Source organism: Campylobacter sp. VBCF_01 NA2, from assembly GCF_027797205.1.
Classification (GTDB): Bacteria; Campylobacterota; Campylobacteria; order Campylobacterales; family Campylobacteraceae; genus Campylobacter_B.
Genome location: NZ_CP115607.1, coordinates 530,728 through 544,321 on the forward strand (window position 1 = coordinate 530,728; position 13,594 = coordinate 544,321).

The window sequence follows — 13,594 nt, forward strand, 5'->3', positions numbered from 1 at the left end:
TAAAATTTAGCGCGAATTTACGCATTTTGGCGATTAAACAATGACAAATTTAGCCAATTTAGTCCGCATTGTAAATGGAAAAATGCTAAACCGCCCGAGTGTTTCGGCGGTGGAGAGTTTTTCTATTTGTGCGCATAAAATTCACAAAAAAGCAGCCTTCATAGCGGTAAATGCGAGCGCAAAAGATGTCGAGACGGCTATTGCAAACGGCGCTTATGCCGTGATTTTTGATAGTGATTTTAAGGTTAGCAACGACGAGGTCGCCTTTATCAAGGTCGAAAATTTAAATGTTGCCTTGCTTAGAATGATTAAATTTTTAGGCGATATTTGGCGTCATCAATTCGTGCTAATTGATGAAATCCAAGCCTCGATTTTGCGCTTCATCAGCGTGCCAAAAAACCTGATTTTTGCCCCAAACACGCTTCACGAGCTTTTTATTCATCTAATCAGCCACGAGCAAAAGCACATTTATTTCACCAAAAATAGGGAATTTTTGCAACTTTTGGAGATTAGCTATCAAAAAATCGAAAAAGATGAAAATTTAAGCGAAACTTACAGTGGGTCGATATTTTATTCGAGTTTTATTTATGATGAAATTTATTATTCAAATTTAGTTTTTCCGCAAATTTTCCTGCCAGATTTGTGTGGAATTTTGAAATTTTTGGGGCGCAAAAATATCGAATTTAGACTTCAAAATTTCAGTGCTCTAAGCCATTTCGAGCCGATTTTCGTGGATAAATTTTTAAATATCACCCCTTTTGGCGAGAGTTACCGCGCCTTTATCATCGAAAGTGATAAAGAGCTTTTTGTGCGCGCGGCGCAGTATTTGCGGGCAAAATTTAGGGATAAAATTTTAATTTGTGCGAGCTGGGACGATGAGTTTGGCGAAACCGCAATCGATTTTAGATTTTCAAAACTAGAAATCCTAAAAACAATCCCAGAGTTTCACTATGCCCTGATTTACGGCAACCGCGCTGATATAGTGAGTTTTTTGAGTCAAAAACCGCGCGAGAAAAATCTGTTTTTTTAAATTTAGGAGGCGTGAATGAAAAGTGTAGAAAATATAGAAAATCTCATAACGAGCAATCCTTGGATTCACAAACTCCATAAGGCTGGGCTTTTGCGCATTATCGCTGAGCCTTGCGATATCGATTTAGAAATCGCTCACATTAGCTATATCGAGGTGAAAAAGCCAAATTCGCAAGCTCTGCTTTTTTTGAACCCGACAAATTCAGCTGGGGCGAAATTTGCGCCGGTGCTGACAAATGTTTTTGGGAGTTTTGAGGCGCTAAATTTGATTTTAGGCCGTGAAGTAGAGGAGATCGCAGGCGAAATCGAAGCACTTTTAAAGCCAAAAAAACCAAAGAATTTTAAAGAAAAAATAGATTTTCTCTCGTATTTAGTATCGCTTCGCAAGGTTTTTACAAAAAGAAAAAAAGTGCGGGGCGAGTGTCAGCAGGTCGTGCATACTGGTGCGGATGTCGATTTGGGCTCGCTTCCTATCCTAAAAACTTGGAAAAACGACGGCGGAGCGTTTATTACTATGGGGCAGGTTTATACGAAAGATTTAAACGGCGATACCCAAAATTTGGGCATGTATCGCTTGCAAGTCTATGATAAAAACCACCTTGGCATGCACTGGCAAATTCACAAGGACGGCGCGCATCTCTACCACGAATACGCGCGCGCTGGGCGCAAAATGCCAGTATCAGTGGCGATCGGTGGCGATCCGCTGTATATCTGGTGCGGTCAAGCGCCCCTGCCAAAGGGCGTTTTCGAGCTTTTACTCTATGGTTTTATCCGCAAAGAGCCAGCCTGCCTAGTCAAATCTATCACAAACGATATTTATGTCCCGCATGATGCGGATTTCGTGATAGAGGGCTTCGTGGAGCCTGGCGAGATGTGCGATGAGGGGCCATTTGGCGATCATACGGGCTTTTATACGCCGATTTTGCCGTTTCCGGTGATGAGAGTGGAGGCTATCACGCACAAAACAAATCCGATTTTTGCCGCCACGGTCGTGGGCAAACCGCCACTAGAAGATAAATTTATGGGATACGCCACGGAGCGCATTTTCTTGCCACTTTTTCGCACGAGCGCGCCTGATTTGATTGATTATCGTATGCCTGAAAATGGGGTTTTCCACAACCTGATTTTGGCTAAATTTCACTCTCGCTACCCAGCGCACGCACAGCAGTTAATGCACGCATTTTGGGGTGTGGGGCAGATGAGCTTCGTAAAACACGCGATTTTTGTGGGTGAAGATGCGCCAAATTTGGGTGATTATAGGGCGCTGGCAAAATTTATCCTTGATAGGATTTCGCCTAGATCGCTCACATTTAGCGAGGGTGTGTGCGACCAGCTAGATCACGCTAGTCCAAATGCGTGCTTTGGCGGTAAGCTTGGTATCGATGTTTCGCAGCCTAGCGCGAGTCCTGCGCCACAGGTGCTTAGCGATGAGGATTTGTTGGAGAGCTTTCATAATGTCAAAAAAGATGTAGTCTCCCTAGCGCAGCACTTTACCGAGTGCAAAAATCCCTTTGTGCTTGTGAATTTGAAAAAATCTTCGAGTGTGAGGGAGACCTTTGAACTGCTCTGCAAAGAAGCTGGGGCGAATTTTAAAATTTTGATTTTCACAGATGAGAAAAACGACCCAAACAACCTGTATATGAGCCTTTGGCGTGTGGTGAATAATATCGACGCTCTGCGCGATGTTTTTATAAATGGCGAGCATATCGGAATCGACGCTACTAGCAAGGGCGCGCAGGACGGGTATGATAGGCAGTGGCCGGGCGAGACGCTGTGTTCGCGCGAAGTGCTAGAAACTCTGGTAGCTAGGGGGCTTATCGAGCGCGACGAAGAGTTTTGGCATAAATTTGAGATAGTTTAAATTTGGAGATTGGAAATGTTTGAGAGCATACAGGGATTTTTTAATTCACAGATTACTTCGCTTTTGTTAGAGGCGACGCGAGATACGCTGTATATGACCTTCGTATCGACATTTTTGGCGTTTTTGCTAGGTAGCGTGCTAGCTATCGTGCTGGTGCTCACGCGCGCTGGCGGGCTATACGAAAACCGCTCGCTATACGCGGTGCTTGATATCGTGGTGAATATCTTGCGAAGTTTCCCGTTTATTATCCTGCTAATCGTGCTGTTTCCATTTACGAAAATGCTCGTAGGCACGAGTATCGGCACCACGGCGGCGATTGTGCCTCTAACAATCGGCTCTGCGCCATTTATCGCGCGTCTAATCGAAAGTGCGCTAGTCGAGGTCGATCCTGGCGTAATCGAGGCTGCGAAGAGCTTCGGGGCGAGTAAGTCGCAGATAATCTTCCGCGTGATGTTCGTCGAGGCACTGCCTGCGATAATAAACGCGATTACGCTTACTTTGATTGTGATTATCGGATTTACGGCTATGGCTGGCACGGTCGGTGGCGGGGGACTTGGCGATGTGGCGATTAGGTATGGATTTCAGCGTTTTCGCCCTGATATTATGGCTTATACGGTCGTGATTTTGATAGTAGTCGTGCAGATTATCCAAAGCGTGGGAAATCTGCTATATAAAATCACGAAAAAATAGGGAAGTTGCGTTAAGTTTGCTTGTAGAATTTGAAATTGTGAATTTGAAATTGTGAATTTGAAATTGTGAATTTGAATTTGTGAATTTGAATTTGTGAATTTGAATTTGTGAATTTGAATTTGTGAATTTGAATTTGTGAATTTGAATTTGTGCTAAATTTGCCCGCAGAATTTGCATTTTAAAATTTGCTCATTGAATTTGAATTTGTGCGCAAATTTAGGTTGATTTGAGAGAAATTTTTGCTGTTTTCACACGCTGTCTTGGCGGGCTGTTTATTTCCGCGCCAATTTTCAAAATTTGATTTAAATTTTAGCTATTTAACTTAAAATTTGAAATTTAGCGCCAATTTGCTTTCAATTTTATCTTAAATTTATAATCCTTTGGGTAAAATAATATTTCTTATTTTTTGTGGCCCATTCGTCTAGCGGTTAGGACACTGGCCTCTCACGCCGGTAACAGGAGTTCGAGTCTCCTATGGGTCACCATTTTAATTTTTAATCATTTCTTCATATTTATGGTTAGTTCCTAAATAATGATATTCATGCAGTTGTTCTTTTTACTTTTATATTACAATCATTTTGTTGATTTACAAATTTAAATTTACTTGTTACATAAGTTTAAATTTGATATTTTAAAATATTGGGCAAAGAGAGATGCTTGATTATTTGGGTATAAATTTAGTTTGAAAGTAGTAGTATTTCAAATATTGATAAGGACAACTGTTTTGAAAAAACTAGATAATGAAAAAAATAATATCAGAGGCAAGTTTTTGATTAACTTTTTACTTGCTCATCCGGTGATTTCTGCAATGGTATTTTTTCTACCAAGCGATATTTTAAGTAAAAGTGAATTATGCGCTAATTTTGTGAGTTTTATGAAGCATATTTTTCCGAATATAGAAATATTTGCAAATGTTAGCAAAATGCCACAAGTTACAGAATTTTATGTAAGTGCATTATGGATATGGATAATTGTATTATCGATTTATTTATGTTCTATATTTTTTTCTATTAATTTAAAATCAGAGCGCATATCAAGCATGATTGAGCCAAAGGATATTTTTATTGTTTTAATAGGCTTAATTTTTGGTTATATGCTACTAAATATTTATTTTACGGCATGGGTTGCACAGGAGCCATTTGGAGTGAAAGATTATGTGTTGCAACTAAATTCTAAATTGAGTAACTATTTTTGGATAATGATTTTTTCGCTGTTTTTTCCTATTGGAATATTTTGTATTTTTATTGGTTTGTTTATGGGAATAATAATTCTATTAAATTTTAAAAATAGTAAAAATTTTAAGGAGTAGAGTATGGCTATTGTTGCGTTGTAACTATTTCAAATTCACCCATTAACGAAATTAAACAAAAATCACATAAAAATCACATTTTTTCCAAATTTTAAGCAATATTATTTGTAAATGTTACATAAATTCAAATTAAATTTATGTAACATTATATACAATTTTACAAACAATTTTTTTTGTTTTGAATTCTTTTTTGAGGAGGCAAAAATGCTTTGGTTTTTCTTTTGTGTAGCGCTTCTGATTGGAGCGTTTTTTACATACGGAAAATTCGTAGAAAGTGTTTTTGGTGCCAGTGCTGAGCGCAAAACTCCTGTGCATGACATGGCCGATGGCGTGGATTATGTCAAAATGTCAGATTGGAAAATCTATCTGATCCAAATCCTAAACATCGCCGGTCTTGGACCTGTATTTGGTCCGATTATGGGTGCGCTTTATGGTCCTGTGGCTATGCTATGGATCGTCATCGGAACGATTGTAGCAGGTGCTGTGCATGACTACTTTTCTGGTATGCTGAGCGTGCGCGCAAACGGTGCTTCTATCCCTACCGTCGTAGGTGTGCAGTTAGGAAACTGGGCGAAACACTTCATGAATATTTTCGCTCTTGTATTGCTCGTGCTCGTTGGTGTTGTTTTCACAACTGGTCCTGCTGGCCTTCTTAAAGGCATTACAGGTATGGAAGCTGGTATTTGGGTAATCATCATTTTTGCTTACTACTTTATCGCGACACTATTTTCAATCGATAAAATTATCGGTAGATTTTATCCGATATTCGGTGCTTTGCTGATTTTCATGTCAGTTGGTCTTACTGTCGGATTTATCGTTAGTGGCAGAAGCTTCTATCCAGAGGGTCTAAATTTCTTCGTAAATATGGATCCAAAAGACCTTCCACTATGGCCATTGCTTTTCGTTACTATTAGTTGTGGTGCGCTTTCAGGCTTCCACGCTACACAATCACCGCTTATGGCTAGATGTATCCAAAACGAAAAATCAGGTAGAATGGTTTTCTATGGCGCAATGATTGGCGAGGGTATTATTGGTCTTATTTGGTGCACACTTGGTCTAAGTTTTTATGAGACAAGAGAGGCTCTTGCAGCGGCTGGTAACCCAGCACAAGTAGTCCATGAGATCTCAAAAACACTTCTTGGACCTGTTGGTGGTATCATTGCGGTTCTTGGTGTCGTTATTTTGCCTATCACATCTGGTGATACTGCGTTCCGTGCGGCTCGTTTGATTATCGCTGATTTTTTCAAAATGCCACAAAGAGATATCGTAAAACGACTTTTCATTGCCGTTCCGCTATTTGCTATCGGTATCGGTCTATCTCAAATCGACTTTGGTATCATTTGGAGATATTTTGGTTGGGCGAACCAAACAACTGCGACTATCATGCTATGGGCAGCGTCAGCCTACCTATACCGCAGAGGTAAATTCTTCTGGGTTACTTTGATCCCAGCGATTTTTATGTCAAATGTCGTAATCGCTTACCTTGTAAATGCGAAAATCGGCTTTAACATGCCTATGACTATCGCGACAGCGGCTGGTATCATCGGCACTATCGTTATCTTGCTACTATTTTTCAGACTTAAAAAAGTTAGCGAAGAATAATCCATAAGGGGCAAATTTTGCCCCTTTTTTAAATTTCAAAATTTACTCGTTTTTTAAAATTTGTTCTACTGCACGAGTAAAATCTGCCAAATCGAAGCTTTGCATTAAAATTTGAGCGTTTTTATAGCTAAATAGTATCCTACCATACCACCTACGGTCGAATACACTCTCGTAAGTCGCGGTAAAACGCTAATCCCAGCTCTTGAATCGCTCTATCTCTGGGCGCAAACGCAAATGAGTGGAGAGTGAAATTTAGGCTAAATTTACAAATTTAGCCTATCTAAATTTTTCCCAAATTTTAGATAATCCATAACCAATTTATCAAATTTATCCCTTGTTGATTTCGGCGAAAGTATCACAAAATCAGGAAACCAACGCCTTGCTAGTGGCATTAGCATATCATCGCTACTTATGGTAAATTCGACCACTCTCCATGAATTTTCTAAAATTTCATCGGTGATTTTTTGAGAAGCGAAAAATGTCTTTTTCTCGAAAAATTTAACCACTTTTGGCGAGATAGCTACCCGCACCACAAAGGGCTCGGCTCTGTATCCGTCAAAAAATGTTTCTAAATTTTGTATAAAATTTTCTGTGTATTTGTCGGTATAAAAAGTGTTTTTAAGCAACCTAATCTCATCTATAAAATTTACTCTTAAAACCTCGAAACCGCTGTTTTTATCGCAATCCCTGAGCGTTGCGACAGACCAATTTCCCTTTGAATAAATAAGCTTTAAAATTTTCACATTTTTTAAAATTTCATTATCGTATTTTAAATTTGTATATTTTTTAAATTTAATCGCTTGTTGAAGTTTGGCAAAAATATCTAAATTTGGTGTTTTTTCGTGCGGTGAGCCTTTTATTAAAAAAATTTCGCTTAGCTCTTTTTCGAGTTTTTCATCGACTTTTTTGTGCGCTTGTGGCAAAAATTTACTAAATCCGGGATTTATGATATGGAGCAAATCGATGAGTTTTTCGCTTTCGTTTTGGTATTTGTTGGGGCTGATAAAGGTTTTGAAAAATTCTGTATTTTTGCAGATATAGCTTCCTTTGGCGAGTTTTGCGATAAATTCTTCGCCAAAAATCTCTCGCAGATCTTTTACATATCTTCTGGCTGTGCGGGTTGAAATGCCTGTTTGTAGGGCATAATCCTCGATGATTATCTCTTTTCCGCTAACGAAATCTTTAAGCAATTCCAAAATTTCAAAAACTTTTTTATTTGCCATGAAAAATCCAAATTTAAAAATTAAAAAGAGCGGAAAAATCCGCTCTTTTATTTTACCATAAACCTAGAACTTTCCACCAAATTCCGCCTATTACCGTCCAAATAAACAGATTTATTAGAGTTGTGATAAATCCTAGCCTCCACCACTCGTTTTGGGTGTTGTAACCTGCACCAAAGATTATCGGTCCGGGAGCACCGCCGTAGTGAGTGATTGGCATCATAAGGTTGCTTGCATAAGCAAACACGAGCGCTACGAAAACAGCAGGAGCTCCCGCTGCGATAGCAACTGCACCAAAAGCCGCATACATCGCAGTAATGTGTGCTGTTAAACTAGCAAATAAATAGTGCGAATAAACATAGATTAAAAGCAAAATTCCCATTATCAAAATCCAGTTTATATCGCCCATACCGCCTGCGACGGTGTCTGAAAACCACTTGATAAAGCCAAGTTTATTTAAACCGCCTGCAAGTGCGATTAGCGCACCCATCCACATTAGCGTATCCCATGCGCCTTTTTCGCCGATGACATCGTTCCACTCTAAAATTTTTAGAGCAACCATAACACAAACCGCTATCATACCGACATTGGTCGCATTTATGCCTGTTAAGCTTCCGGTTGCCCATAAAAGCAAAGAGCCGATAAAAACGCCTAGCATACATTTTTCACTTTTTTGCATAGGTCCGATTTTTGCAAGTTCGGCTTTTGCGATTTCTTTGCCTTGTGGAAACGCCTTTATTTCGGGCGGATAAATTTTATAAAGCACAAAGGGGATTATTATAAGCGAACAAATCGCAGGAACTATTGCACCAAGTGCCCACAATGTCCAGCTAATCTCCACACCAAATGAGCTTAACGCTAAGCTTGCAATCAGCGGGTTTCCTGCCATAGAGGTTAGAAACATACCATTTGTAATGGTATTTCCTTGCCAAAGCGTTTGCATGAAATATGCTCCTGCCTTTTTTCTGCTTCCATCAGGCTCAGAACCTAACGCCTTAGCTAACGAATTTACGATAGGAAATAAAATTCCACCAGCCCTAGCACCACTACTTGGCATAGCAGGGCTGATAACCGCATCACTTATGACGATGGAGTAACCTAGCTTTAAGGTGCTATCTCCCAAAAGCGAGATGATTTTATAAGCAATACGCCTACCAAGCCCTGTTTTGATAAATCCGCGCGCTATCATATACGCGCTTACGATTAACCAAATAGTCGAATTCCCAAAACCAGCTAATGCTTCTGCTGGTTTCATCGTTTTAGTTAAAATCGTAATCGTAACACCGATAAAGGCAACCGCTCCGATTGGAAGCGGTTGGAGAATAAGACCTAAAATCGTAGCAAAAACTATGGCAAAAAGATGCCACGCTTGATCGCTTACAGCCTCAGGGTGCGGACAAAACCATATAAGTATTCCGACGACAATGACTAGAATTCCTTTTGTAAGCTTATTCATAGCTTATCCTTTTTAAGTTTATCCGAAGTATTTTTTACTATCTTCGATAACTCTATCTACAAAAGTAGCACTCAATCCGACATATTTTTCAGGTTGCATGATTTCTTCTAAATCTGCTCTTGTGAAATATTTACTAACCTCTTCGCGCTCTAAAAGATCATCAATTACTGGTTTGCCGTCTGTGAAGGCTTTCATACAAACTTCATAAACGATTTCGTGCGCAGTTAAACGACCAAGCTTTTCGCCTAGGTGTAGCATTACGGCTTCGCTTAGCATTGCGCCTTTTAGTGCGTTGAGATTTCTTTTCATATTTTGTGGATAAACAAGTAAATTTTCTAAAATATCGTTGATTTTTTCAAGCGCACCTGCGATTAAAATAGAGCTTTTTGGAATTGCGTCCCACTCGACTGCCTCGCAACCCCAGTCGCGCTCGTTTTCGCACTCCATAGCCTCTACCATTAAAGGAGCTTGTGCGCGGACAATTTTAGTTAGAGCGATTACGCCCTCGCAAACTTGCGGATTTCGTTTATGTGGCATAGTAGAGCTTCCTACTTTTCCCATGAAAAACGGCTCTTCAACCTCGCAAATTTCAGTTCTTTGAAGACTTAAAATTTCTCTTGCGATGCGTCCGATTGTTCCTGCGATTATCGCTAGCGTAGATACATACTCAGCCATGTGATCTCTGCTTGGGTGCCATGAAATCACAGGGATATTTAAGCCCAAATCCTCCATCATAAGTTTTTGCATTTCTAAGCCTTTGCCCTCTTGGCTTGCCATAGTGCCGACCGCACCGCTTAATTGACCAACTAAAACTCTTGGAGTAATCTCTTTTAATCTATCAAGGCTTCTGCGAATTTCTTGTGCCCACATTGCGGTTTTAAAACCAAATGTAATAGGCAAAGCGTGTATTACATGCGTTCTACCAGCCATAACTGTGTTTTTGTGCTCGGCTGAAATTCTCAATGCCTCTTTGTAGGTTTTTTCTAAAAGTTTTTTGATAAGTGGCAAGGCTTCTTTGATTTGCAAAACCATACCATTATCCATAATATCTTGGCTTGTCGCACCCCAATGCACAAATTCGCCACTATCATCATCAAAGACCTTTTTAAATTCTTTTAGCAAAGGAACGATTGTGATAGAGCTTTTGTAGTTTTCACCTATCGCGTCTAAATCTAAAAGCTCGGCTTTGGCAAATTTTGTGATTTGCTCGGCGCGTCTTGGCTCGATAATGCCTAGTTTTGCTTGCGCTCTTGCAAGAGCAGCTTCGGTATCTAGCCATTTTTGCGCTTTGTTTTCGTCGCTGAAAATCTTTCTCATCTCTTCGCTGACGAACATAACTCTAAAAACTCTACTATCTACTACACCTGATGCCATTTCGCACTCCTTAAAAAGAAATTTGTTTTTCTAATTTTCTTGGCAAAATTTTACTGAATAAAAATGTCAGAAATTGTCCGTTTGGATTTTAAAAAATTTGGATTAGTGAAATTTTGATTTAAAAAAGTGCGCTGTTTTGGGAATTTGCTGAAATTTGGCTAAATTTGATTTATTTAAATTTAAGCCCAAATTTAGGGAATAATTTTAAAAATAATGTCAAAATTCGTCCGTTTAAATTTAAAAAAAGCCAAATTTTTATTTGGCTAAATTTTAGCGAATTTTACCAGCTTTGGATTTGCGATTTTTTGGTAATCTTTCGCGTCTAAAATCACCGAGTGATCGAGCAAGCCTGCGTTAAATGCGATTTCGTCATATCGCTCAAAAAGCGCAGGGTCGCAGACTAAAACTAGCTTTTCGTGGAAGCTAAACGGCGGCACAGAGCCAAAAACGCAATCACTTAGCTCCAACCCCTCTGCTGGCGATACTAGCGAAGCACGATTTCGCTCAAACGCCCTTGCTAGCGCGCCCAGATCTGCTTGCATATCGGCTGGAAGCACAGCTAGGGCATAGATTTTTTCTTCGCCACCTTTTAGGGTGCAAATTAGAGCTTTTGCACCCTGTCCAAGCTCGGTGCCTCTTACCTTGGCAACCTCTGCGCTAGTGCCTACGCTATCGTGAGTTACGACGCGAAATTTTGCCCCATTAGCCTCTAAAATTTCAACGATTTTATTAAAAATTTTCTCGCTCATTTTCAATCCTTTTTAAATTTTAAAAGCTCAATTTTACCAAAATTTCATAGAGTTTTTGATACTATCGCACGCAAAATTTTAAAGGAAAAATATGAATTATGATGTGATAGTTATAGGCGGCGGACACGCTGGAATCGAAGCTGCGCTAGCAAGCGCGAAAATGGGCGTGCGCACACTTTTGATTACGATTTTAGTCGAGCAATTAGGTGCTGCAAGCTGTAATCCTGCAATCGGAGGCCTAGCTAAGGGGCATTTGGTCAAAGAACTCGACGCTCTTGGCGGTCAAATGGGGCGCACTACCGATGAGTGCGGTATTCAATTTCGCATACTAAACGAGAGCAAAGGCCCAGCTGTGCGTGGTTCGCGTGCGCAAATCGATATGGATAAATACCGCATTTATATGCGAAATTTGCTTTTAAACACGCCAAATTTGGAGCTTACGCAAGAGATCGCAACCGAAATTTTAAGCGAAAATCGTGATGATGAAATCATCGTGCGAGGTGTGAAAACCCACCTTGGCAACGAATACACCGCCAAAAAGGTCGTCATCACCACCGGCACATTTTTAAACGGCCTTGTGCATGTGGGCGAAAGCACCATAGAAGCGGGGCGCGTGGGCGAATTACCATCGAAAAATCTCTCAAATTCGCTCAAATCTTTCGGGCTAAAAATGGGCAGGCTCAAAACCGGCACCTGCCCTAGAATTGACGCAAAAACAATTGATTTTAGCGTCTTGGAGCGTCAAGACGGCGACGAAAATCCAAAGCCATTTAGCTTCCGCACCGAAAATTTCGCGCCAAATCAGCTTCCATGCTACATCGCCTACACAAACGAAAAAACCCACGAGATAATCAGCTCAAATTTCGCCCGCGCGCCGATGTTTACTGGGCAAATTTCAAGCACAGGACCAAGGTATTGCCCTAGCATAGAAACCAAAATTTACGAATTCCCAGATAGAGAGCGCCACCATGTCTTCGTCGAGCCCCAGACTGCACAGGCTAGCGAGTATTATGTCAATGGACTTTCGACTTCGCTTCCTTACGATGTGCAAGTTGGCTTTATCCGCTCGATTAAGGGCTTTGAAAACGCCAAAATCGTGCGCCCAGGATACGCTATCGAATACGATTATGTCGATCCAACTGAGCTCAAACACTCTTTGGAGTGCAAAAAGGTCTCGGGGCTGTATCTTGGCGGACAGATTAATGGCACCACAGGCTACGAGGAGGCTGGGGCGCAGGGGCTTATGGCGGGTATTAACGCAGGTCTTGCCGTGCGCGCCAAAGAGCCACTAATCTTGCGCCGTGATGAGGCTTATATCGGCGTGCTGATTGATGACTTGGTCACCAAAGGCACGAAAGAGCCATACAGAATGTTCACTTCGCGCGCCGAGTTTAGGCTACTTTTGCGCGAGGATAACGCGATTTTGCGCCTTGGCAAATATGGCCACGAAATAGGGCTGATTGATGATGAAATTTATAGCAAAATTTGCAAGATTGAGGGCGAGACGAGGGCTGGCGTGGAGTTTTTAGAGGCCAAAGAACTCACGCCAAACAAGGCAAATTTGGCGTTTTTAGCAGAGCTTGGCGAGGAGCCGATAAGCCAAAATGTAAGCTTGCAAAAAATCGTAGCCAGAAAGAGCTTTACAAAAGAGAAATTAAAGTCGCTTGATCCGATTTTTGCGGGATTTTGCGATGAGAGTTTGGAGCAAATTTTAGTCGAGTGCAAATACAAACACTACATCGCCGAACAGCGCGCCAGTATTGATAAAATGAAGGATATGCTAAGTGTGAAAATCCCTGCGGACTTCGATTTTCGCGCGGTTAGCGGGCTTAGCAATGAAGTGGTCGAAAAACTCGAAAAATTTGCCCCGCCGACGCTGTTTGCTGCAAGCGAGATTTCAGGTGTAACACCTGCCGCGATTGATATTTTGCACATTTATATCAAAATGCGCGGGAAAAAATAAAGGAAATGCGAAGCATTTCCGTAAAAATAAAACCAGCTAAATTTAAAAAGCAACGCTTTTTAAATTTAGCCACTTCTAAGGTTTCACAGGGGTGGGGGTTGGTAAGGGGGAGGGTAGCGTCTCCTAAAAAGCGCGCCCTCCCCCTTACAGAGAATTTCACGGCGCAGGTTAAATTCAAAAAATCGTTCAATGCAAAATTTAGGTTGAATTTTACTCTGAATTTTACTGGATTGCTTCGAAAACTTCGTTTTCTCGCAATGACACGGAATTTGCATTTTGGTAATTTTCGCTCGTAGATTGCTTCGCTTTCTGCGAAAGCTCGCAATGACAGATTTAACAAA

Annotated in this window: 11 protein-coding genes and 1 tRNA gene; 8 read left to right on the top strand and 4 right to left on the bottom strand. The window is 40.7% G+C overall.

The features are described from left to right. Positions 1–40: 40 nt before the first annotated feature. From PF027_RS02855 to PF027_RS08250, 7 genes are all read left to right on the top strand, one after another. On the top strand, positions 41–1,030 hold the full coding sequence (locus PF027_RS02855; protein WP_270862374.1) for a hypothetical protein: 990 nt from the start codon (positions 41–43) through the stop codon (positions 1,028–1,030). Positions 1,031–1,045: 15 nt separating this feature from the next. Continuing rightward, positions 1,046–2,890, top strand: coding sequence for a menaquinone biosynthesis decarboxylase (locus tag PF027_RS02860; RefSeq protein WP_270872007.1), 1,845 nt, complete (start codon positions 1,046–1,048; stop codon positions 2,888–2,890). A 15-nt stretch (positions 2,891–2,905) separates the two neighbouring features. Then, a complete protein-coding gene (locus PF027_RS02865; protein ID WP_270859153.1) occupies positions 2,906–3,580 on the top strand; it encodes a methionine ABC transporter permease in 675 nt (224 codons plus the stop codon). 410 nt (positions 3,581–3,990) lie between these two features. Next, positions 3,991–4,065, top strand: a tRNA-Glu gene (locus tag PF027_RS02870). 239 nt (positions 4,066–4,304) lie between these two features. After that, complete coding sequence (locus PF027_RS02875) at positions 4,305–4,889, top strand: hypothetical protein (RefSeq protein WP_270872006.1); 585 nt, start codon at positions 4,305–4,307, stop codon at positions 4,887–4,889. Between the two features lie 204 nt (positions 4,890–5,093). After that, the gene (locus tag PF027_RS02880) at positions 5,094–6,491 is read left to right on the top strand and encodes a carbon starvation CstA family protein (RefSeq protein WP_270859151.1); all 1,398 of its coding nucleotides are present in this window, start codon (positions 5,094–5,096) and stop codon (positions 6,489–6,491) included. Between the two features lie 144 nt (positions 6,492–6,635). Next, complete coding sequence (locus tag PF027_RS08250) at positions 6,636–6,740, top strand: winged helix-turn-helix transcriptional regulator (RefSeq protein ID WP_442867876.1); 105 nt, start codon at positions 6,636–6,638, stop codon at positions 6,738–6,740. Positions 6,741–6,754: 14 nt separating this feature from the next. Here PF027_RS08250 and PF027_RS02885 read toward each other — a convergent pair whose 3' ends face one another. The 4 genes from PF027_RS02885 to PF027_RS02900 form a co-directional block, all read right to left on the bottom strand. Then, positions 6,755–7,714 (bottom strand): helix-turn-helix transcriptional regulator, encoded by a 960-nt coding sequence (locus PF027_RS02885; RefSeq protein ID WP_270872005.1) that lies wholly within the window; start codon positions 7,712–7,714, stop codon positions 6,755–6,757. Positions 7,715–7,766: 52 nt separating this feature from the next. Then, positions 7,767–9,167, bottom strand: coding sequence for an anion permease (locus PF027_RS02890; protein WP_270872004.1), 1,401 nt, complete (start codon positions 9,165–9,167; stop codon positions 7,767–7,769). Positions 9,168–9,185: 18 nt separating this feature from the next. Continuing rightward, complete coding sequence (gene purB / locus PF027_RS02895) at positions 9,186–10,541, bottom strand: adenylosuccinate lyase (RefSeq protein WP_270860740.1); 1,356 nt, start codon at positions 10,539–10,541, stop codon at positions 9,186–9,188. 263 nt (positions 10,542–10,804) lie between these two features. Further along, entirely contained in the window at positions 10,805–11,290 is a 486-nt protein-coding gene (locus PF027_RS02900) for a YbaK/EbsC family protein (protein ID WP_270872003.1), read from the bottom strand. 91 nt (positions 11,291–11,381) lie between these two features. Between PF027_RS02900 and mnmG the strand changes: the two genes are divergently transcribed. Then, complete coding sequence (gene mnmG, locus PF027_RS02905) at positions 11,382–13,253, top strand: tRNA uridine-5-carboxymethylaminomethyl(34) synthesis enzyme MnmG (protein ID WP_270872002.1); 1,872 nt, start codon at positions 11,382–11,384, stop codon at positions 13,251–13,253. The last annotated feature ends 341 nt before the right edge of the window (positions 13,254–13,594 follow it).

What these genes read in the sequence shown, in the direction of transcription:
- PF027_RS02855 (WP_270862374.1), top strand. Translation starts at nt 41, where the DNA reads ATGACAAATTTAGCCAATTTAGTCCGCATTGTAAATGGAAAAATGCTA.
- PF027_RS02860 (WP_270872007.1), top strand. Translation starts at nt 1,046, where the DNA reads ATGAAAAGTGTAGAAAATATAGAAAATCTCATAACGAGCAATCCTTGG.
- PF027_RS02865 (WP_270859153.1), top strand. Translation starts at nt 2,906, where the DNA reads ATGTTTGAGAGCATACAGGGATTTTTTAATTCACAGATTACTTCGCTT.
- PF027_RS02880 (WP_270859151.1), top strand. Translation starts at nt 5,094, where the DNA reads ATGCTTTGGTTTTTCTTTTGTGTAGCGCTTCTGATTGGAGCGTTTTTT.
- PF027_RS02885 (WP_270872005.1), bottom strand. Translation starts at nt 7,714, where the DNA reads ATGGCAAATAAAAAAGTTTTTGAAATTTTGGAATTGCTTAAAGATTTC.
- PF027_RS02890 (WP_270872004.1), bottom strand. Translation starts at nt 9,167, where the DNA reads ATGAATAAGCTTACAAAAGGAATTCTAGTCATTGTCGTCGGAATACTT.
- purB (WP_270860740.1), bottom strand. Translation starts at nt 10,541, where the DNA reads ATGGCATCAGGTGTAGTAGATAGTAGAGTTTTTAGAGTTATGTTCGTC.
- PF027_RS02900 (WP_270872003.1), bottom strand. Translation starts at nt 11,290, where the DNA reads ATGAGCGAGAAAATTTTTAATAAAATCGTTGAAATTTTAGAGGCTAAT.
- mnmG (WP_270872002.1), top strand. Translation starts at nt 11,382, where the DNA reads ATGAATTATGATGTGATAGTTATAGGCGGCGGACACGCTGGAATCGAA.